Source organism: Mycolicibacterium chubuense (assembly GCF_001044255.1).
Taxonomy (GTDB): Bacteria; Actinomycetota; Actinomycetes; order Mycobacteriales; family Mycobacteriaceae; genus Mycobacterium; species Mycobacterium chubuense.
In genome coordinates, this window is sequence record NZ_JYNX01000003.1 from 1 (window position 1) to 20,169 (window position 20,169).

A 20,169-nucleotide genomic window follows, 5' to 3' on the forward strand; every position below is an offset into this window, starting at 1 on the left:
GATCGCGCTGTCGATCGCGTGAGACCGGCTCAGTGACTGGCCGCCCCGCCCGCACCTCCGGCGCCCGGCGCGATCCCGCCCGGGGACATCGCCCCGCCCGGGTCCCCGGAAGCCACCACCGTCATCCAGGCCGCACTGAGCCGGATCGGGTCCCCGTACTCGTGGGGCGCCGCGGGCCCCAGCGCCTTCGACTGCTCGGGTCTGGTGATGTGGTCCTTCCAACAGGCCGGCATCTCGCTGCCGCACTCCAGCCAGGCGCTCGCCGCCGGTGGCCAGCCGGTCTCCCGCGACCAGATGCAGCCCGGCGACCTCGTCACCTACTACTCCGACGCCTCGCACGTGGGCATCTACATCGGCGACGGAATGATGGTGCATGCGTCCACCTACGGCACGCCCGTGCGAGTCGCCCCTGTGGACAATGCGCCCATCTACAACATCCGCCGGTACTGACCGGGCCCGGACCCGGCGCCGCCTCGGTGCCGTGCTGTGCACCGAATTGGTCTGCGCTGCTCTGCTGATCAGTGGCCCGCTGCCGGGAACCGCGGTCGGGCCTGCGGTCGCGGCGCCGTCACCCGTCACCGGCACGGCTGCGCCGAGCGGCGCGCCGCTGCGTACGGTGACCACCCCCGGCGGCCGGACCGCGGAGCTGATCGATCTCGGCGGCGGCGCCGGCGCACTGCTCGACCGGGTGGCCGCCGAACTCCCCGGGGCCGAGGCGGCCGTCACGGGTTTCTGGGGGCCGCAGTGGCCGCGGGAGATCCCGATCGTGGTGGCAGGTTCGGCGCAGCAGTTCGCCGTGCTGGCCGGTGCGGGCGCCGACACCGCCGCGACCACCACCGCCGAACGCATCACGTTCTCGCCGGAAGCAGTCGCGATGAATCCCGCCGATCTGCGAATCGTGTTGCGCCACGAGCTTTTTCATTACGCCGCACGCGCCGACACCGCGGCTGACGCCCCGGTCTGGCTGACCGAGGGCGTCGCCGACTTCGTCGGCCGCCCCGCCCCGGGCGCGCCGGTCGCGGAGCCGGCGCACCTGCCCACCGACGCCGAACTGGCCACCCCCGGCCCGCAGCGCTCGGCCGCCTACGACCGGGCATGGGAGTTCGCGACGTTCGTCGCGCAGACCCGCGGCGTCGACCGGCTGCGCGCGCTGTACGTCGCCGCGTGCGGGCCCGGACATCCCGATGCCGCCACCGCGGTGCGCGACGTGCTCGGAATCGACCTGCCCGCATGAGCCGTGTCCTGCTGGTCACCAACGACTACCCGCCGCGCCGCGGCGGTATCCAGTCCTACCTGGAGGCACTCGTCGACCACCTCCTCGGATCCGCCGATTCGGGGGTCGACGCGCTGACGGTCTACGCCCCGACCTGGAAGGGCGCCGAGGACTACGACGCCGTGGCGGCCACGTCCGGCTACGACGTGGTCCGGCATCCGACGACGCTGATGCTGCCCGAGCCCGCGGTCGCGATGCGGATGCGGCGGCTGATCCGCGAGCGCGACATCGACACCGTCTGGTTCGGCGCCGCTGCGCCGCTGGCGTTGATGGCGCCGCTGGCGCGGGCGGCCGGGGCGCGTCGCGTCATCGCGAGCACCCACGGTCACGAGGTGGGCTGGTCGATGGTGCCGCTGGCACGAACAGCGTTGCGCCGCATCGGCAATGACACCGACGTCGTGACCTACATCAGTTCCTACACCCGGCGCCGGTTCGCGTCGGCGTTCGGTGCCCGCGCGGCGCTGGAACACGTTCCGCCGGGCGTTGACGTCGAGCGCTTCACGCCCAACGAGGTGGCGCGCGCCGAGCTGCGCGCCCGCTACCGTCTCGGTGAGCGGCCGGTGGTGGTCTGCGTGTCGCGACTGGTGCCGCGCAAAGGCCAGGACATGCTCATCCGCGCGCTGCCCGCGATCCGCGAGCGGGTGCCCGGGGCGGCGCTGGTGATCGTCGGCGGGGGCCCCTACCGCACCTCACTGCAGCGGCTGGCCCACACCTTCGGGGTTTCCGAGCACGTGGTGTTCACCGGAGGTGTGCCCGGCGAGGAACTGCCCGACCACCACGCGATGGCCGACGTGTTCGCGATGCCGTGCCGCACCCGCGGCGCCGGTCTGGACGTCGAGGGCCTCGGCATCGTCTACCTGGAGGCCTCGGCGTCCGGCGTGCCCGTGGTGGCCGGCCGCTCCGGCGGCGCGCCGGAGACGGTCGTCGACGGCGAAACCGGCCTCGTCGTGGACGGCTGGGACGTGGGGGCGGTCGCCGCGGCGGTCGGCGATCTGCTCGCCGACCCGCAGCGGGCGGCGGCGATGGGCGCCGCCGGCCGGCAGTGGGCCGTCGACCACTGGCAGTGGAGCATGCAGGCCCGCCGGCTGGCCCGGCTGCTCTAGCGGTCAGTCCTTCTCATAGAGGGCTTCGATCTCGGCGGCGAACTTGTCGGCGACCACCTTGCGCTTGACCTTCAATGTGGGTGTCAGCTCACCGGTCAGCACGGTGAAATCGCACGGCAGGATGCGGAACTTGCGGATCGCCTCGGCCTTCGAGACCGCCTGATTGGCGTTCTTGACCGCCAGGTCGATCTCGGCGACCAGATCAGGATCCTCCGCGAGGTCGCCCACCGAGGCGCCCCCGGCCTTGCCGTGGTGCTGCTTCCACACCTCGAACGACTCGGGGTCGATCGCGATCAGCGCCGCGATGAACGGCTTGGCGTCGCCGACCGCCATCGCCTGGCTGATCAGCGGGTGCGCCCGCAGCTGGTCCTCGAGCACGGCGGGGGCGACGTTCTTTCCGCCCGCGGTCACGATGATCTCCTTCTTGCGGCCGACGATCGACAGGAAGCCGTCCGAGTCGACGCTGCCGAGGTCACCGGTGTGGAACCACCCGTCGACGATCGCCTCCGCGGTGGCGGTCTCGTTGTGCCAGTAGCCGTTGAACACCACTCCGCCGCGCACCAGCAGCTCTCCGTCGGACGCGATCGCCATGCTGTTGCCCGGCAGCAGCTTCCCGACCGTGCCCACCTTGAGCTCGCCGATCCGGTTGGCCGTGATCGCCGCGCTGGTCTCGGTCAGGCCGTAGCCCTCGTAGATGGTCAGGCCGATGCCGCGGTAGAAGTGGCCGAGGCGCGCGCCCAGCGGGGCGCCGCCGGAGATCGACGCCCGGCAGTTGCCGCCGGTGGCGGCCCGCAGCTTCGTGTAGACCAGCCGGTCGAACACCGCGTGCTTGGCGCGCTGCAGCAGGCTCGGGCCGCCGCTGTCCTGGGCCTTGCTCCAGTCGATCGCCGCCTGGGCGGCCATCGCGAAGATCGCCCCCTTGCCGCTGTCCTGGGCGTTGAGTTCGGCGGTGTTGTAGACCTTTTCGAACACCCGGGGGACCGACACGATGACCGTCGGCTTGAACAGCCCGAACATCGGCACCAGGTTCTTGATGTCGCTGGTGTAGCCGATCGTCACCCCGTTGGCGAACGCCGTCATCGACAGCGCCCGCGCCAGCACGTGGGCCAGGGGCAGGAACACCAGCAGCCGCTCACCCTTGCGTAGCAGGCTGGGGAAGCAGTGGGTGGCCCCGCGGGTCTCGTGCAGCAGGTTGGAGTGGGTCAGCTGGCAGCCCTTGGGCCGGCCGGTGGTGCCGGAGGTGTAGATCAGCGTGGCGGGATCGCTGGACCGGATGCCGGCCAGCCGCCGGTCCACCTCGGCCGGGTCGGTGGCCGCCCCGGCCTCGGCCAGCGCGTCGAGCGCCGATGGCGCCGCCGACTCGATGACCGCCACCTTGCGCAGCGCCGGCAGTTCGTCCTGCAGTTCCTTGACCATCAGGGCGTGCGCCTCGATCTCGACGAACGCGAGCACCGCCCCGGAATCCTCGAGCACCCAGCGCACCTGCTCGGGCGAGGACGTCTCGTAGATAGGAACGGTCACCGCGCCGACGGACAGGATCGCGTAGTCGAGGATCACCCACTCGAAACGGGTCGCGGACAGCAGCGCCACCCGGTCGCCGGGTTGCACACCCTGCGCGATCAGGCCTCGCGCCGCGAAACGGATCAGCTCGGCGGCCTGCCGGCACGTCACGTCGACCCAGACTCCGTCGACCAGCCGCTGGAAGATCACGTGGTCGGGGTTCTCCCGTTCGTGGGAGTAGACGACGGAGGCGACGTTGTCCTGATCCCCGACGGTGAAGGTTGCCGGAACGGTGTACTCACGCACGATGATGGCCCTCTCGCTGTACCGGCCGCATTGGCCCAGTACAGCGTAGTCGCCCCGGCTCGGCGCACGTCGGAGCATGTGTGAAGCTAGTCAGTCATGTACAGCATCCAGATCGCCGACGAGACGTTCGTCGCGGCGGACCCGGCAGCGGTGGGCGCCGCGGTCGCCGATCCCGCGAGTTGGGCGCGCTGGTGGCCGGATCTGCGGCTGACCGTGGTCGAGGACCGCAAGGAGCTCGGCCAGCGCTGGACGGTGACGGGCGCGCTGACGGGCACCATGGAGATCTGGCTGGAGAAGGTTCTCGACGGGGTGGTGCTGCACTATTTCGTGCACGCCGAACCGTCCGGAGCGGCCGCGTGGCAGCTGGCGAAGATGAACCTCGCCGCGATGAATCACCGCCGCCGCGTCGCCGGCAAGGACATGGCCTTCGAGATCAAGCAGAAGCTCGAGGCGGGCCGCCCGGTCGGCGTGTCGCGGTTGGCCTAGACGATCCCGGCCATACCCGTCGACGGGAGGGTAGATTCGCCGCCATCGGCGGGGCACTCGAGGGTCGGGGACGGCACCAAGTCGGCACCAAGTCGGCACCGAGACGGCACCGAAAGGACTGGGGAAGGCTTCAGTGGCGGACAAGACGGCACAGACCATATACATCGACGCCGACCCTGCGACGGTGATGGACGTCATCGCCGACATCGGCTCCTACCCGGACTGGGTCAAGGAGTACAAGGAGGCCGAGGTTCTCGAGGCCGACGACCAGGGGTATCCGAAGGTGGCGCGGCTCGTGCTCGACGCCGCGGTGCTCAAGGACAGTATGGTGCTCGCCTATCAGTGGCCCACCGACCACAAGTCGGTGACCTGGTCGCTGGTGTCGAGCACGCTGCTCAAGTCACTTGACGGCGCATACCGGTTGGCGCCCAAGGGATCCGGCACCGACGTGACCTACGAGCTGTCGGTGGATCTGTTGATCCCGATGATCGGGCTGCTCAAACGCAAGGCCGAGCGGCGACTGACGGACACGGCGTTGAAGGATCTCAAGAAACGAGTCGAGGCTGACTGAGCGCGCAGCCGCCGCCGACGCGTCCGGGGTGACCCGGATCAGTCTGTTCGTCGGCAAGGGCGGCGTGGGGAAGTCGACGCTGGCGACCGCGACGGCCGTGCGCGCAGCGCGTAGCGGGCTGCGCGTGTTGATCGTGTCCACCGATCAGGCGCACTCGACGGGCGATGTGCTCGGCGTGACGATCACGCCCACGGGGGAGCGCGCGCCGACCCGCGTGCTGGCCGACCTCGACACCGCCGACGCCGGCGGCGGCGTCCTCGACGCGCTGGCTCTGGACACCCTGGCACTACTGGCCGCGCACTGGCGCGACACCGCCGGCCTGCTCGCCGACAGGTTCCCCGAATCAGACATGAGTGATCTTGCGCCCGAGGAACTTTCGGCGTTCCCCGGGGTGCAGGAGGTACTCGGGTTGCACGAGGTCGCCGAGCTCGCCGGCTCGGGGCGCTGGGATCTGCTCGTCGTCGACTGCGCCTCGACCGCCGACGCGATGCGCATGCTGACCCTACCGGCAACGTTCGGGCTCTACCTGGAGCGGGCCTGGCCGCGCCATCGGCGGCTGTCCACGTTCGACGATCCGAAGTCCGCGGCGGTGGTGACGCTGCTCGAGCGAATCGGCGCGGGCACCGAACGACTCGGCACGCTGCTGACCGACGGGTCGCGCGTCGCCGCGCACCTGGTGATGACCCCGGAGCGGGTGGTCGCCGCCGAAGCCGTCCGCACCCTGGGGTCGCTGGCCCTGATGGGCGTGCGCGTAGCGGAGTTGATCGTGAATCAGGTCCTGGTGCAGGACGATTCGTTCGAGTACCGGAACCTGCCCGAGCACCCGGCGTTCGACTGGTACGCCGAGCGGATCGGCGAACAGCGATCGGTACTCGACGAGCTGGACCGGGTGATCGGCGACGTGGCGCTGGTCATGGTGCCGCATCTGGCCGGTGAGCCGATCGGCCCCAAGGCGCTCGGTGAGCTGCTCGACAGCGCCCGTCGACGCGACGGCTCGCCACCGCCGGGTCCGCTGCGGCCGGTGGTGGACCGCGAATCGGGCAGTGGGCTGGAAGCGGTGTACCGGCTGCGGGTGGATCTGCCTCAGGTGGATTCCACGGCGCTGTCATTGGGTAGGGTCGACGATGACCTGATCATCGGCGTCGGCGGTATGCGGCGCCGGGTGCGTCTGGCGTCGGTGCTGAGGAGATGCACCGTCATGGACGCTCAACTCCGCGGCACCGCGCTGACGGTGCGTTTCCGACCGAATCCGGAGGTGTGGCCGGCATGAGTGGCTCTCACCCTGATCTCGGCCCGGAATTGCGCGCCCTGGCGCAGACCCTGCTGGACCGGCTCGAGCCCGCGATCAGGTTCGCGGCCGCACGGGCACAGAGCGCGGCCGACAACCCGGGCAAGTGCCAGCAGGTGTGGTGCCCGGTCTGCGCGCTCGCGGCGATGGTCTCCGGCGAACAGCACCCGTTGCTGTCCGTGGTGGCTGAGCACAGCGTGGCGCTGCTGGCCGTGGTCAAGGCAATCGTCAACGACGTCGACGACGGCGGGACCTCGGTGCCGCCCCCGGAGCCCGGCGGTCCGCCTCCCGAGGGCCCGCCACCGCCCGGGCGCTACCAGCACATCCCCGTGACGGTCGAGGAGTAGGGCTGCGCTGTGGTTGTTCCCACAATGCGTGGGTAAGGTTGGCGCAGAGCATCGCGGTCGGATGATCCGGAGGGTCCATGTGGTACTGGCTGTTCAAGTTCGTCTTCATGGGACCCTTGCTGACCCTGTTGGGCCGGCCGAAAGTCGAAGGCTTGGAGAACGTTCCGGCCTCCGGTGCGGTGATCCTGGCCAGTAACCACTTGGCCGTCGCGGACAGTTTCTACCTTCCGCTGGTCGTGAGCAGGCGCATCACGTTCCTGGCCAAGGCCGAGTACTTCACCGGCACCGGCCTCAAGGGCTGGTTCACCCGGTGGTTCTACACGGTCGCCGGGCAGGTCCCCATCGACCGCACCGACGCCGACAGCGCCCAGAGCGCACTGACCACCGCCCAGCGCATCCTCGGTCAGGGCAAGCTGCTGGGCATGTACCCCGAGGGCACCCGCTCACCCGACGGCCGTCTCTACAAGGGCAAGACCGGTCTGGCCCGCCTCGCCCTCGAGACCCAGGTGCCGGTCATTCCCGTCGCGATGATCGGAACCGACGTCGTGAACCCCCCCGGCAGCAAGATGTGGAAGTTCGGCCGGGTGACGGTCAAGTTCGGCGCCCCGATGGACTTCAGCCGGTTCGAAGGCCTCGCCGGGAACCGCTTCATCGAGCGCGCGGTCATCGACGAGGTCATGTACGAGCTGATGAGCCTGTCGGGCCAGGAGTATGTCGACCTCTACGCGGCCGACATCAAAGAGGGAAAAGGTGAGGCGGCCGTGAAGCCGCCGACCCGGCTCCCCGAGGCTGCGGCCGGCTAGCCGTCGCGCGTCGAACCGGCATCACGTCGAACCCGACTGATGCATGCACCGAGTGAGAAGCAGCGGTTGTGAACGCGTCCCGATCGCAGCCAGGAATGCGCTTCCGCGGCCGATTCAGGGGTGGGCCGCCTGAGCGTGCTATCTAGGCCTGGACGGCGTCGACGGCCGGGACGGCCGGGGACACCCGGCGCCGCGGCCTGCCGGCACTGACCGTTCCGGCGACGACGATCGCCGCCAGCGCCCACCACAGGTACGACGCGCCCGCGAGCTGCCGCCACAGCGAGGCCGTCGTCTCGCGGTGCTCGGGCAGCAGCGTGATCGGCGTCCACACCATCAGCGGCAATCCGACCGCGAACACCGCTGCCAGGCCGGCATGGCGCAGCCGCACCGCCAGCACGGCCGTCGTCACCATGGCCGGCAGCGTCCACACCCAGTGGTGCGACCACGACACGGGCGACACGACCAGCCCGAACATCGCCACGCAGACCAGCGCCAGCACCGGCTGATCGGCGCGCAGCGCCCGGCGCACCGCCCACACCGTCAGGGCCAGCACCGCGAAGCACGCCACCGTCCACAGCACGAACCGCACGTCGTCGCCCAGGCCCAGCCTCGCCAGCGCCCCGGCGATGTTCTGGTTGGTGTTCAGCGTGGCGGTGCCGATGCGGTCGGTGTTGCGCACCGTCTCGGTCCAGTACTCCCACGAGTCACGCCACGCGAACGCGAACCCCACCAGCGTGGCCACCACCGCCGAGGCCACCGTCACCAGCAGCGCGCGGGTGTCGCGACGCAGCAGGAAGTACAGCAGGAACACCGCGGGGGTCAGCTTGAGCGCGATCGCCAGGCCCAGCAGCATGCCCCGTGGCCACGGGGTCCGCCGCGGCACGCAGTCGGCGATCACCAGCGTCATCAGCACGACATTGATCTGGCCGAAGTCGAAGTTCGCACGGATCGGCTCGAGATAGACCACCGCCGGTGCGACGATCGCCGCGGCCAGCCAGGCCCGGCGGACCCAGGCCGGCTCGCCGGTGACGTGCGTGGTCGGCCAGACGTCGAGCCGGGTCAGCAGGATCGTCGTCGACACCACCAGCAGCACGAGCGTGGTCGCCGTGATGGCCACGCTCGCCGCTTCCAGGGACAGCAGCGCGAACGGTGAGAAGACGACCGCCGCCAGCGGGGGATAGGTGAACGGCAGGTCCAGTCCGCCGCGCGTGTGGAACATCGCGCCGTCGGCGTAGAGCGGGCGGCCGTCGAGCCAGGCCCGCCCGCCCATCCGGTAGACGTCGATGTCGATGCGGTAGGGAACGTGCCCCAGCAACCGCCACGCCACCGTGGCCAGCGCCGCCGCCGTCAGCAGCTGGAACAGCCGCCAGGCAAGCGCTGGCCACCATCCGGCCCTCCCGGGCGACCGCAAAGTCCTCATGTCGCCGACCAGACTATCGGGGCGCACCGGCGCGCCTGCGCGTAACCACGCCTCGACACGCGCAGGTCGGCGCGAGTTTTGACGTAAGTTCTCCTGGTGCACCCGACCCTGGACTTCGACCTGGGGTTGCCCGACGGCATCCCGTACTCCCGGCTACCGCTGGTGTGTTGCCTGGTCGCGTTCATCCTGACGTTCTCCGTCACTCGCACGATAGTCCGTTACATCCGCAGCCACGCCGACAGCGACGCGCCCCGCAAGTGGTGGCAGCCCCGCAACATATCCGCGGGCGGGGGACTGCACATCCACCACGTCGTGATCGGCGTGATCTTGGTCATGGTCTCCGGGGTGACGATGGTGACGCTGGCGGTCGACGGAGGGGTGCCCGAGTTCACGGCCGCGTCCATCGTGTTCGGCATCGGGGCGGCGCTGGTCCTCGACGAGTTCGCACTGATCCTGCACCTGTCCGACGTGTACTGGTCCGAGGACGGGCGCGCGTCGGTGGACGCGGTGTTCGTCGCCGTCGCGGTGGCGGGGCTGCTGATCCTGGGGTTCAATCCGCTGTCGTTCTTCGACGTCAGCATCTGGCGCAGCGACCAATCGCTGGCCGCGCGGGCCACCGTGGTGGGCTTCGCGGTCCTGACGCTGGCACTGGCGGTCGTCGTGCTGCTCAAGGGGAAGGTCTGGACCGGGTTGGTCGGCATGTTCATCACCCCGCTGCTGTTCGTCGGCGCCATCCGGTTGTCCCGCCCCCATGCGCCCTGGGCGCGGTGGCGGTACACGAACCGGCCCCGCAAGATGCATCGGGCGCTGGAACGGGAACGCTGGCTGCGCCGGCCGGTGGTGCAGGCCAAGCTGTGGCTGCAGGACGCCATCTCCGGAATGCCGAAATTCCCGGACGACGCGCTGGTCGACCAGGAGCTCGACCGCGAGATCCATGCCGCGCCGGCGCCCCAGCCGCGCGACGAGGCCAGCCAGGAAGTCGCCTAGCTTGCGGTACTTCTACGACACCGAGTTTATCGACAACGGGCGCACCATCGAGCTGATCTCCATCGGCGTGGCCGCCGAGGACGGTCGGGAGTACTACGCGATCTCCACCGAGTTCGACCCGGAGCGGGCGGGCCGGTGGGTGCGCAAGAACGTGCTGCCCAAACTGCCATCACCGGCGTCGAAGCTGTGGCGTTCGCGCCGGCAGATCCGCTCGGAGCTGGAGGATTTCTTCGGCGTCGACGGTGACGAGCCGATCGAGCTGTGGGCCTGGGTGGGCGCCTACGACCACGTGGTGCTGTGCCAGCTGTGGGGTCCGATGACCGATCTGCCGCCCGCGATGCCGCGATTCACCCGTGAGTTGCGCCAGTTCTGGGAGGACCACGGGTGTCCGCGGATGCCCCCGCGACCGCGTGACGCACACGACGCGCTCGTCGACGCCAAGCACAACCTGGTGCGCTACCAGCTCATCACCGGCGAAAAGCGGTTTTGACCCGCCGTTACCATGGGTGGGTGAACTGGACCGTCGACGTACCCATCGACCAGCTGCCTGCGCTCCCGCCGCTGCCGGAGGATCTGCGTGCGCGCCTCGACGCGGCACTGGCCAAACCGGCGCTGCAGCAGCCGAGCTGGGATGCCGGGCAGGCGGCCGCGATGCGCACCGTGCTCGAGAGCGTGCCGCCGGTCACCGTGCCCTCGGAGATCGAGAAGCTCAAGGTGCAGCTGGCCGACGTGGCGCTGGGCAAGGCGTTCCTGCTGCAGGGCGGCGACTGCGCGGAGACGTTCGTCGACAACACCGAGCCGCACATCCGGGCCAACATCCGCACGCTGCTGCAGATGGCGGTTGTGCTGACCTACGGCGCCAGCATGCCGGTGGTCAAGGTGGCCCGCATCGCCGGCCAGTACGCCAAGCCGCGCTCCTCGGACACCGATGCGCTGGGTCTGAAGTCCTACCGCGGCGACATGGTCAACGGGTTCGCTCCTGATGCCGCGGTCCGCCAACACGATCCGTCACGCCTCGTGCGCGCCTACGCCAACGCGAGCGCCGCGATGAACCTGGTGCGCGCACTGACCTCGTCGGGGATGGCGTCGCTGCACCATGTGCACGAGTGGAACCGCGAGTTCGTCCGGACCTCACCCGCAGGCGCGCGCTACGAGGCGCTGGCCGGCGAGATCGACCGCGGGATGCGGTTCATGAGCGCCTGCCGGGTGGACGACCGCAACCTCGACACCGCCGAGATCTACGCCAGCCACGAGGCGCTGGTGCTGGATTACGAGCGCGCGATGCTGCGGATGGACACCGAGTCGCCCACCGGCCCCAAGCTGTACGACCTGTCCGCGCACTACGTGTGGATCGGCGAGCGGACCCGTCAGCTCGACGGTGCACACGTCGCGTTCGCCGAGGTGATCGCGAACCCGATCGGCATCAAGATCGGCCCGACGACGTCGCCCGAGCTGGCGGTGGAGTACGTCGAGCGGCTCGACCCGAACAACGAACCGGGCCGGCTCACCTTGGTCAGCCGGATGGGCAACCACAAGGTGCGCGACGCGCTGCCGCCGATCATCGAGAAGGTGCAGGCGTCGGGCCACCAGGTGATCTGGCAGTGCGACCCGATGCACGGCAACACCCACGAGTCGTCGACCGGGTACAAGACCCGCCATTTCGACCGGATCGTCGACGAGGTGCAGGGCTTCTTCGAGGTGCACCATGCGCTTGGCACCCACCCGGGCGGTATCCACGTGGAGATCACCGGGGAGAACGTCACCGAGTGTCTCGGTGGGGCGCAGGACATCTCGGACACCGATCTGGCCGGTCGGTACGAGACGGCGTGCGACCCGCGGCTGAACACCCAGCAGTCGCTCGAGTTGGCGTTCCTGGTCGCGGAGATGCTGCGCGACTAGAGGCGGGACTGACCTACAGCAGGTTGGGCAGGTTGGTGCCGAGCGTCCAGGCGCCGGCGCCGGCGAGAGCCGCCAGCGTGAGTACGGCGACGATCCAGAAGAACAGCACCCGTTTGGCGCGCTGCCGGGCCCAGTAGAACTCGCCCAGCTCGATGCCGGCGAAATGCCCTGTGAGGGAGCGATATTCGTCGTCGTCCTCGGCGGCGGGCTGGGGTGGGAGCTCGTCGCGGGTGAACACCCGGGTGTGCCGGGGGCCGTCCACGCCGGCCGTCGGTGCCGAGGACGTGTCGACGAGCGACAGCGACTGGTGCATCGCCGAGTTGCGGGGTGCCGGCACCCTGAACCTGGGCAGGCCCAGTTCGGTCGCGATCACCTCGAGTTCGTCGGCCATCTCCGCGGCGTCGGCGAATCGTTCGGCGGGGTCGCGCGCGGTCGCGTAGGCCACCAGCTCGTCGAATTGCCGTGGCACGCCGGTGATTCGGGTGCTCGGCGGCGGAACGTCGTGATCCATCCGCTGGTAGGCCACCGCCAGCGGGCTGTCCCCGGCGAACGGTGTGTTGCCGGTGAGCAACTCGTAGACGAGCACGCCGACGGCGTACACGTCCCCGCGGGCATCGGTGTCGCCGGTGGCCACCTGCTCAGGGGCGAGGTACGCGGCGGTGCCCAGGATGACGTCGGTCGAGGTGATCTTGGCGTCGGCCAGGGCGCGCACCAGGCCGAAGTCGGCGATCTTGACGTCGCCGTCGTCGCTGATCAGCACGTTCTCCGGTTTGATGTCGCGATGCACCAGCCCGGCGCGGTGCGCAGCGGCCAGGCCCGACAGCACAGGGCGCAGCACGGCGGCCACCGCGTGCGGGGGCATCGGTCCCCGTTCGCGCAGCAGCTCGCGCAGCGTGCCGCCCTCGACGAGTTCCATCACCAGATAGGGCGGTTGGCCGCCGGGCGCGCCGGCGCCCTGGTCGTAGACCGCGACCAGACCCGGATCCTTCAGCCGCGCCACGGCGCGGGCCTCGCGCTGGAAGCGGGTCAGGAAGTGTTCGTCGGAGGCGTAGCGCGCGTCCATGATCTTCACGGCGACGGGACGGTCCAGGCGCAGATCCACCCCGCGGTACACCCCGGACATACCGCCGGTGGCGATCAGCGCGTCGACGCGGTAGCGACCGTCCAGCACGGCGCCGGCCGGCGCGCCCGTCGGCTGGTAGGTCTCCATCGGACTCATGGTACGAGCCACGCGGCCCAGGACTCGTCAAGCGGGCGTCGAAAGCGCCGCCGTGGACTTAGACTTGACGCGATGAGCAGCATCCCGACTGCCGATGACGTATTGGATCCCGACGAGGCCGTCTACGACCTGCCCACGGTCGCGAGACTGTTGCGCATACCGGTGAGCAAGGTGCACCAGCACCTCCGCGAAGGCCATCTGGTCGCGGTGCGCCGGGGGCGCGAGGTGGTGGTGCCGAGGATCTTCTTCGACGACACCGGCCACGTGGTCAAGAGCCTGTCCGGCCTCCTGGTGGTCCTTCGTGACGGCGGCTATCACGAAACCGAGATCATGCGTTGGTTGTTCACCCCCGATCCGTCGCTGATCATCCGTCGTGACGGTTCCACGGAGCGGCAGGTCAACGCCCGCCCGGTGGACGCGTTGCACTCGCATCAGGCTCGAGAGGTGGTTCGCCGGGCGCAGGCGATGGCGTACTGAGCGCCGCGGGCGTGCGGCGCAGCCAGTACCAGGCGCCGGCGGCGCAGGCGGTGGCGAGCAGCACGTGGAACCACGAGTACATGCCGTGCGCCCCGTCGGGTCGCCAGATCACCGAGATCCAGGTGGAGAAGGCGGCGATCAGCGCGATGGCCCGCGGTGACTGCGCCAGCGCCGACATCACCGCCAGCGGCCAGGTGTAGTACCAGGGCAGCGCGGCCGGCACGAACAGCACCACGATCACCATCAGCGTGGCGATGCCCATCAGCGCGTCGCGGTCGGTGTGCCGGAACCGCCACCACAGCAGCGGCGCCGAGACCGCGATGATCCCGATGCCGACGATCCGCAGGATGTCCAGCACCGCATAGAAGTTCACCGGGATCATCAGGCCGATCACCGCGTTCACCAGGTTCGCGGTCGCGGTCGGCACGGTCAGCCAGTTGATGATCTTCACCGATCCGGCCAAAGCGGTCAGCCACCCGAGCCCGACCCCGGCGGCCAGGGACAGCACCGCGAACACGGCGGCGAACACCACCGCGCACGCCGCGGTCGCGACCAGGAACGCCTTGGGCGCCGAGAAGCCCCTCCGGTCCCGCAGTCCGCGGGCCCAGACCCAGACCATGAACGGAAGTGCCAGTCCCGCGGTGGCTTTCACCGCGACGGCGACGGCAATCAGGGTCACCCCGGCGACGCATCGGCCGCGGAAGCACAGCGCGATGCCCGCCATCATCAGACCGACCATGAGCATCTCGTTGTGCACGCCGCCCATCAGCTGGATGATCACCAGCGGGTTGAGCACGCAGATCCACAGCGCCGCGGCACTGTTCGCGCCGACGTGGCGGGCGATCCGGGGGACTGCCCAGATCAGCAGCGCGAGCCCGGGCAGCATGCACAACCGCAGCAGCATGGTCCCGGCGACGACGTCGTTGCCGACGAGCATCGTGACGAACTTGGCGACCAGGATGAACGCGGGCCCGTACGGCGCGGTCGTCGTCGTCCAGATCGGACTGACGTTGTCGAGCAACGAATTCGGGTTCTCGATCGGGCCGACCAGATAGGGGTCGAAGCCGTCGCGCAGCAGCGCGCCCTGCGCCAGGTAGGAGTAGGTGTCGCGGCTGAACACCGGCACGCTGAGCAGCAGCGGGGTCAGCCAGAACCCGGTGGTCGCCACCATCGTGTACTGGGTGGCGGTGCGGTCGATCACGTGACGTCCCAGCCACAGCCAGGCCGAGAGCATCAGCACGACCCCGAGCCACAGCAGCACCGATGACAGCACCAGGCCGTGCCCGAAGCGCAACCAGGACAGGTGCATCGATTCCAGCAGCGGGTCGTGCAGCCGGGTGCTGCCCGCGCCGAGGCCGCCGGCGGTGACGAGCAGCGCACCGAGTGCGCCGACCCAGGCCGGGCGGGCCTGCGGGGACAGCGCGAACTCGCGGAACCGCTGCAGCGGTGGCGCGGGGTGCCGGGACGGCGCGGGTGTCGTCATCGGCCTAGGCGGATCTGTTCGCGGCCAATCTGGCGAGCTCGATCAGACCCGCCCTGGCCTTCTCGTCGATCGGCGCGGAGTCGAGGATCCCGATCGCCGTCCGGGTGAGCCTGTCGATGCGTGTCTCCACCGCGGCCAGCGCCCCGACCGACTCGATCAGCCCGCGCAGTTCGGTGACCGCGGCGTCGGACAGGTCGGTGCCGACGGAGGTGCGCAGCAGCTTCGCTCCGACCGGGTCGCGCTGCTCGGCCAGTTCGACCGCCTCGGCCAGCAGCACGGTGCGCTTGCCCGAGCGCAGGTCGTCGCCGGACGGTTTGCCGGTGACCGCCGGGTCGCCGAACACGCCGAGCACGTCGTCGCGCAGCTGGAACGCCACCCCGAGGCTGGTGCCCAGCTCGTGGAACGCCTCCTGGATGTCGGGGCGGTCGGCGGCGGCCGCGGCGCCGAGCTGCAGGGGGCGCGAGATGGTGTAGGACGCGGTCTTGTAGATGTTGACCGTCAGGGCCGAGGCGACGGATTCGGCGCCGCTCGACTCGTTGACGATGTCGAGGTACTGGCCGCCGAGCACCTCGGTGCGGATCGCCGACCAGACCCGCTGGACCCGCCGGTGCGCGTCGGCGTCGATCGGGGCGGTGGCGACGATGTCGTCGGCCCAGACCAGCGACAGGTCGCCCAGCAGGATCGCCGCGGACAGGCCGAACTGTTCGGGGGAGCCGTGCCAGTGGTTCTCGCGATGCCGCTCGGTGAAGATGCGGTGCACCGTCGGCAGGCCGCGGCGCGTGGCCGAGGCGTCGATGACGTCGTCGTGCACCAGGGCGCAGGCGTGCAGCATCTCCAGCGCCGAGAACAACCGCAGCACGGCGGCGTCGGGTTCGGTGCCCGCGACGGCGCGCCAGCCCCAGTAGGCGAAGGCGGGCCGCAGCCGCTTGCCGCCGCGCAGCACGAATTCTTCGAGCGCCTCGGTGAGCACCGCGTAGTCCGCGCCGATGTAGGCCGCGTCGCGCCGCCGGTCGCGCAGGTACTCGCGAAGCTGTTCGGTGACGGCCGCGGCCAGCTCGACGGCTGACGGTGCCCCAGTGGCATTAGCGTCCACGCTCAGCGGGCGCCCCTTTCTTCCGTTCGTCCGGTGCTCAGCGTAGAGCCTGCGACAGCGCGATGGCCGCCGCAGCGCCTACTGCGGCTGATCCTGCGGCTGGCCGGGTCGCGGAGAGCGGTCCCGGTTGTTGTACGCGAGCGCGCCGACGATGCCGGCGACGACGAACGACGCCACGCCCAGCCAGATCGCTGCGCCGGTGAACGACCGGGCGGAGGGATCGGTGTAGCGGGCCTGGGCGTTCATGGTGCTGACCACGCCGGGACGCAGTTTCCATTCGACGACCTCCGAGGACACCTGGTCGCCGTTGGTGGAGGTCACCTCGCCGGGGAACGACACCGACAGGGACACGTCGGCCTCCGGATCGCTCAGTGAGGTCAGGTCGGCGCGACCCTCGAGGATCACCAGGTCCCCGGCGCGGCGCAGGGAGAGGTCCACTCCCGCGGCGTCGCGATTCATCCCGGCCAGCTGGGGCAGCTCGGCGAAGGTCAGATCGGAGAAGACGGCCTGGGAGCCGACGTAGTCGTCGCGGTTGTAGTCCGACACGGCGACCTTCTGCGCGAACGGCAGGTTGTTGAGCAGCTGCGGACCCTTGTCGCCGGCGTCGCGGGGTTTGGCCGCGGCGACGATCTGGCCGGACACCCGGTCGTCGGGGGAGACCGTCAGCGAGGCGCGCACCCGGACGCATCCGATCAGCGACGGCGCCAGCACCAGCAGCAGCAACACCATCGCGAGGAGACGCCTGGAGGTCCGGTGACGGTTCGGCACCAGGTCATCGTGCCAGACGGCGCCCGCGACGACGGTGCGGAGAGGCTCTACAGCGGCAGGGACCGGCCGAGGATGGCGAATGCCCGGGGATCTCCGGCGAAGTGGTAGCCACGGATCACGTCGGTGAAGCCGAGCCTGCGGTAGAGCCGCCAGGCACGGTTGCCCTCGCCGGTGATCTCGGGGGTGGACAGCAGCACGTGGGCTTCGCCGCGGTCGCCGAGCAAACGCCGGATCAGTGCCTCGCCAAGGCCGCGGCCCTGGGCCGACGGCACGATGTGCAGTTCGGTCAGCTCGAAATAGCTGCTCATCAGCGTGGTGATGCGCTCCGTGTCGGCGCCGCTGCGGCGCAGGCCGGCGACCACCTGCTGCTGCCACCATTGATCGGGGGCCCCGCAGTAGCCGTAGGCGATGCCCAGCATCGGCGCGGCGGTGAGGTCGGCCTCCGGGCTCGCCCCGTCGCCGGTCTGGACGGCGGCGACCGCCTTCCAGCCGTGCCTGCGGGTGTGCTCGAGCCACATCGAGGCGCGCTGCTCCTCGGTGCCGCGGGGGTAGCGCATGGCGTCGACGTAGATCGACAGCGCATCGCCGAGGCGGCGCTGCATGTCGACGGGCGACAGCTCGATCAGATGCGTCGCCAACTGGTGTCCCTCCCGGCGGTGATTCGGTGACCGCCATCATTATCTCCGTCGATCCGGATGATCCATGGTGCGGCCGGATCGGCGGACAGGGCTTCGTCATAGAATCAGGCAGCGAACAAGGTGGTACGGCTCAGATTCTGCTCGTATCATTGCGGTTAAGTGCCCGTACATGCGGGCACGCCTGACGTTGAACGACTGCGACGCCCCCACGGCAAGAGGGAGGGACGAATGCCACTCTCCGATCATGAGCAGCGCATGCTCGACCAGATCGAGAGCGCGCTCTATGCCGAGGACCCCAAATTCGCGTCGAGCGTTCGAGGCGGAACTCTGCGGGCGCCCTCGACCCGGCGCCGCCTGCAGGGTGCGGCGTTGTTCGTGCTGGGGCTGGCGATGCTGGTGTCGGGCGTCGCGTTCAAGGCCACGATGATCGGCAGCTTCCCGATCCTGTCGGTGATCGGCTTCATCATCATGTTCGGTGGCGTCGTGTTCGCCATCACCGGACCGCGCGTCGGTGTGCCGGGTGAGCGCCTGCCCCACGATGCCGGGCCCAGCCGGCAGAAGCGTGGCAAGGGTGGGGGCGGTTCCTTCACCAGCCGGATGGAGGATCGTTTCCGCCGGCGCTTCGACGAGTAACGCGTCTACCGCGTGAGGGGCAGTCCGTGAGGACTGCCCCTTCTTTTTTGCCCCACCGCCCCCCACCGGCCACCCTGCCGGGCTTTTTGCCGCGCTGAACTGCGCGTTCGTTCTTCTCGGCCTGGTGTGCGGAGGTGCGGCGCGGGCTGCCTGGAACCTGTCGACCTCACGAAAGTGGGGAGCCATGCGAAATGCTGTCCGCGGTTCGGCGCAAAGTGGGGCAATGTGGGGTAAAGTGGCGGACAACGGAGCGACCGGGGTTCCGTACAGGGCAAGGTCTAGCGAGGTGGCGAGATGTTCTTCGGCACCTACACGCCCAAGCTCGACGACAAGGGGCGACTGACGTTGCCCGCCAAGTTCCGCGACGCACTGGCAGGAGGGTTGATGGTCACCAAGAGCCAAGATCACAGCCTGGCTGTCTATCCGCGGGCGGAGTTCGAGGCGATGGTCGCCGAGATCTCCGGCCGCGCGAAGCGGGGCAATCCGCAGGCCCGCGCCTATCTGCGCAACCTGGCCGCCAGCACCGACGAGCAGTATCCGGACGCCCAGGGCCGGATCACGCTGTCGGCCGAACACCGCCGCTACGCGAACCTGACCAAGGAGTGCGTGGTGACCGGCTCGATCGACTTCCTCGAGATCTGGGACGCCCAGGCATGGCAGGACTACCAGGAGCTTCACGAAGAGAACTTCTCCGCGGCCAGCGATGAAGCACTCGGCGACATTATTTGACCTGGCCCCGCAGGCCCGTGCGGCGCGGCCTCTGCCCGAACCGGCCCTGACGTACTTCCCCGACGTCAGGTCCGTGCTCTCGGACAGGGACCTCGCCGCAGGGGCCGCCCCGATCCCTCACGGTGCTGCGATGGTGGATGAGCCCCATGTTCCGGTCCTGCTGGACCGGTGCGTCGAACTGCTCGCTCCGGCGCTGACCCGCCGCGACGCCGACGGTGCGGGCGCGACACTGGTCGACGCCACCCTGGGTGCCGGGGGACATGCGGAGCGCTTCCTCACCCAGTTCCCCGGTCTGCACGTCATCGGCCTGGACCGCGATCCCGACGCCCTGACGATCGCCGGTGACCGGCTCGCGCCGTTCGGTGACCGCTTCACCGCGGTGCGCACCCGCTACGACGGATTCGACCTCACCGACATCGATGCGTTCCTGTTCGACCTCGGCGTCTCCTCGATGCAGCTGGACCGTCCCGAACGCGGCTTCTCCTACGCCACCGACGCCCCGCTGGACATGCGCATGGACAGCGACGCCGAGCTGACCGCCGCCGACATCCTCAACACCTACGAGGAAAAGCAGATCGCTCGGGTGCTGCGCGAGTACGGCGAGGAGCGCTTCGCCGGCCGCATCGCCGCGCACATCGTCCGGCGCCGGGCGAGCACCCCGTTCACCACTACCGGCGAACTCGTCGAACTGCTGTACCAGGCGATCCCGGCGCCGGCCCGGCGCACCGGGGGCCACCCGGCCAAGCGGACCTTCCAGGCACTGCGGATCGCGGTCAACGCCGAACTCGACGCGTTGCGGCTGGCGATCCCGAAGGCGCTGCGGGCCCTACGCCCCGGTGGCCGCATCGCCGTGATGGCCTACCAGTCGCTGGAGGACCGCATCGTCAAGACGGAGTTCGCGGCGGCCACCGCGTCGCGCTCACCCGCCGGCCTCCCCGTCGAGTTGCCCGGCTATGAACCCGAATTCGTCGCACTGACCCGCGGAGCCGAGCGCGCGAGTGCCGAAGAGATCGACCGCAATCCCAGAAGCGCTCCGGTCCGGTTGCGCGCGTTGGAGAAAGTTGGGGGACAGTAGCGATGAAGACGCAGAAGGCACAGAAGGCGGCGGCCAAGCCCGCGCGCGGCGCCGCGACGGCGTCGAAACGT

The 20,169-nt window shown here is 69.8% G+C and carries 21 protein-coding genes and 1 pseudogene; 15 read left to right on the forward strand and 7 right to left on the reverse strand.

The annotated features are described in order from the left end of the window. Positions 1-39 precede the first annotated feature (39 nt). The 3 genes and pseudogenes from MCHUDSM44219_RS00245 to MCHUDSM44219_RS00255 all read left to right on the forward strand — a co-directional run. Positions 40-450 (forward strand): annotated as a pseudogene (locus tag MCHUDSM44219_RS00245) (NlpC/P60 family protein); the annotation flags it as partial. Beyond that, positions 419-1,234 carry a peptidase gene (locus MCHUDSM44219_RS00250; RefSeq protein ID WP_048416218.1) on the forward strand — a complete coding sequence of 272 codons (816 nt, stop codon included), beginning with the start codon at positions 419-421 and terminating at the stop codon, positions 1,232-1,234. The pseudogene MCHUDSM44219_RS00245 and the gene MCHUDSM44219_RS00250, both read left to right, overlap by 32 nt. Continuing rightward, positions 1,231-2,376, forward strand: coding sequence for a glycosyltransferase family 4 protein (locus tag MCHUDSM44219_RS00255; protein ID WP_048416219.1), 1,146 nt, complete (start codon positions 1,231-1,233; stop codon positions 2,374-2,376). The genes MCHUDSM44219_RS00250 and MCHUDSM44219_RS00255 overlap by 4 nt, the downstream gene beginning before the upstream one ends. 3 nt (positions 2,377-2,379) lie before the next feature. Here the strand turns inward: MCHUDSM44219_RS00255 and MCHUDSM44219_RS00260 are convergent, their stop codons facing one another. Further along, positions 2,380-4,182, reverse strand: a complete 1,803-nt coding sequence (locus MCHUDSM44219_RS00260; protein WP_048416235.1) for an AMP-dependent synthetase/ligase — start codon at positions 4,180-4,182, stop codon at positions 2,380-2,382. Positions 4,183-4,278: 96 nt separating this feature from the next. Here MCHUDSM44219_RS00260 and MCHUDSM44219_RS00265 point away from each other — a divergent pair, with 96 nt between their 5' ends. The 5 genes from MCHUDSM44219_RS00265 (at position 4,279) to MCHUDSM44219_RS00285 (ending at position 7,677) form a co-directional block, all read left to right on the forward strand. Further along, positions 4,279-4,668, forward strand: coding sequence for a polyketide cyclase / dehydrase and lipid transport (locus MCHUDSM44219_RS00265; RefSeq protein ID WP_048416220.1), 390 nt, complete (start codon positions 4,279-4,281; stop codon positions 4,666-4,668). Between the two features lie 133 nt (positions 4,669-4,801). Then, positions 4,802-5,239: an SRPBCC family protein gene (locus MCHUDSM44219_RS00270; RefSeq protein WP_048416221.1), complete on the forward strand. Its 438-nt coding sequence runs from the start codon at positions 4,802-4,804 to the stop codon at positions 5,237-5,239. Positions 5,240-5,267: 28 nt separating this feature from the next. Beyond that, positions 5,268-6,509 carry an ArsA family ATPase gene (locus tag MCHUDSM44219_RS00275; RefSeq protein WP_082161961.1) on the forward strand — a complete coding sequence of 414 codons (1,242 nt, stop codon included), beginning with the start codon at positions 5,268-5,270 and terminating at the stop codon, positions 6,507-6,509. Next, positions 6,506-6,874 (forward strand): hypothetical protein, encoded by a 369-nt coding sequence (locus tag MCHUDSM44219_RS00280; protein WP_048416237.1) that lies wholly within the window; start codon positions 6,506-6,508, stop codon positions 6,872-6,874. Before MCHUDSM44219_RS00275 ends, MCHUDSM44219_RS00280 begins: the two co-directional genes overlap by 4 nt. Before the next feature lie 77 nt (positions 6,875-6,951). Further along, a complete protein-coding gene (locus tag MCHUDSM44219_RS00285) occupies positions 6,952-7,677 on the forward strand; it encodes a lysophospholipid acyltransferase family protein (protein ID WP_048416222.1) in 726 nt (241 codons plus the stop codon). 142 nt (positions 7,678-7,819) lie between these two features. On the opposite strand, the gene MCHUDSM44219_RS00290 is transcribed toward MCHUDSM44219_RS00285, so the two are convergent. Further along, positions 7,820-9,097 (reverse strand): glycosyltransferase 87 family protein, encoded by a 1,278-nt coding sequence (locus MCHUDSM44219_RS00290; RefSeq protein ID WP_048416238.1) that lies wholly within the window; start codon positions 9,095-9,097, stop codon positions 7,820-7,822. Between the two features lie 96 nt (positions 9,098-9,193). Here MCHUDSM44219_RS00290 and MCHUDSM44219_RS00295 point away from each other — a divergent pair, with 96 nt between their 5' ends. From MCHUDSM44219_RS00295 to MCHUDSM44219_RS00305, 3 genes are read left to right on the forward strand one after another with little or no spacing between them, the layout of a single operon-like run. Continuing rightward, positions 9,194-10,084 (forward strand): hypothetical protein, encoded by an 891-nt coding sequence (locus MCHUDSM44219_RS00295; RefSeq protein WP_048416223.1) that lies wholly within the window; start codon positions 9,194-9,196, stop codon positions 10,082-10,084. Between the two features lies 1 nt (position 10,085). Further along, a complete protein-coding gene (locus tag MCHUDSM44219_RS00300; RefSeq protein ID WP_048416224.1) occupies positions 10,086-10,574 on the forward strand; it encodes a polyadenylate-specific 3'-exoribonuclease AS in 489 nt (162 codons plus the stop codon). A 20-nt stretch (positions 10,575-10,594) separates the two neighbouring features. Next, positions 10,595-11,983 carry a class II 3-deoxy-7-phosphoheptulonate synthase gene (locus MCHUDSM44219_RS00305; protein WP_048416225.1) on the forward strand — a complete coding sequence of 463 codons (1,389 nt, stop codon included), beginning with the start codon at positions 10,595-10,597 and terminating at the stop codon, positions 11,981-11,983. A gap of 13 nt (positions 11,984-11,996) precedes the next feature. On the opposite strand, the gene MCHUDSM44219_RS00310 is transcribed toward MCHUDSM44219_RS00305, so the two are convergent. Next, positions 11,997-13,202 carry a protein kinase domain-containing protein gene (locus MCHUDSM44219_RS00310; protein WP_048416226.1) on the reverse strand — a complete coding sequence of 402 codons (1,206 nt, stop codon included), beginning with the start codon at positions 13,200-13,202 and terminating at the stop codon, positions 11,997-11,999. Between the two features lie 72 nt (positions 13,203-13,274). Here MCHUDSM44219_RS00310 and MCHUDSM44219_RS00315 point away from each other — a divergent pair, with 72 nt between their 5' ends. Beyond that, on the forward strand, positions 13,275-13,679 hold the full coding sequence (locus tag MCHUDSM44219_RS00315; RefSeq protein ID WP_048416227.1) for an Rv2175c family DNA-binding protein: 405 nt from the start codon (positions 13,275-13,277) through the stop codon (positions 13,677-13,679). Here the strand turns inward: MCHUDSM44219_RS00315 and MCHUDSM44219_RS00320 are convergent. From MCHUDSM44219_RS00320 to MCHUDSM44219_RS00335, 4 genes are all read right to left on the reverse strand, one after another. Beyond that, positions 13,600-15,162, reverse strand: coding sequence for an alpha-(1->6)-mannopyranosyltransferase A (locus tag MCHUDSM44219_RS00320; RefSeq protein ID WP_048416228.1), 1,563 nt, complete (start codon positions 15,160-15,162; stop codon positions 13,600-13,602). The two genes, MCHUDSM44219_RS00315 and MCHUDSM44219_RS00320, sit on opposite strands and share 80 nt — an antisense overlap. A gap of 4 nt (positions 15,163-15,166) precedes the next feature. Next, entirely contained in the window at positions 15,167-16,255 is a 1,089-nt protein-coding gene (gene idsA2 / locus MCHUDSM44219_RS00325; RefSeq protein WP_048416229.1) for a bifunctional (2E,6E)-farnesyl/geranyl diphosphate synthase, read from the reverse strand. Between the two features lie 78 nt (positions 16,256-16,333). Further along, entirely contained in the window at positions 16,334-16,984 is a 651-nt protein-coding gene (locus tag MCHUDSM44219_RS00330) for an LppM family (lipo)protein (protein WP_048416230.1), read from the reverse strand. An 86-nt stretch (positions 16,985-17,070) separates the two neighbouring features. Beyond that, the gene (locus MCHUDSM44219_RS00335; RefSeq protein ID WP_048416231.1) at positions 17,071-17,661 is read right to left on the reverse strand and encodes a GNAT family N-acetyltransferase; all 591 of its coding nucleotides are present in this window, start codon (positions 17,659-17,661) and stop codon (positions 17,071-17,073) included. A gap of 228 nt (positions 17,662-17,889) precedes the next feature. Here MCHUDSM44219_RS00335 and MCHUDSM44219_RS00340 point away from each other — a divergent pair, with 228 nt between their 5' ends. From MCHUDSM44219_RS00340 to rsmH, 3 genes are all read left to right on the forward strand, one after another. Continuing rightward, positions 17,890-18,294 carry an SCO2097 family morphological protein gene (locus MCHUDSM44219_RS00340; protein ID WP_048416232.1) on the forward strand — a complete coding sequence of 135 codons (405 nt, stop codon included), beginning with the start codon at positions 17,890-17,892 and terminating at the stop codon, positions 18,292-18,294. Between the two features lie 294 nt (positions 18,295-18,588). Then, complete coding sequence (locus MCHUDSM44219_RS00345; RefSeq protein ID WP_048416233.1) at positions 18,589-19,023, forward strand: division/cell wall cluster transcriptional repressor MraZ; 435 nt, start codon at positions 18,589-18,591, stop codon at positions 19,021-19,023. Beyond that, a complete protein-coding gene (rsmH, locus tag MCHUDSM44219_RS00350; protein WP_082161962.1) occupies positions 18,998-20,098 on the forward strand; it encodes a 16S rRNA (cytosine(1402)-N(4))-methyltransferase RsmH in 1,101 nt (366 codons plus the stop codon). Before MCHUDSM44219_RS00345 ends, rsmH begins: the two co-directional genes overlap by 26 nt. Positions 20,099-20,169: the final 71 nt, after the last annotated feature.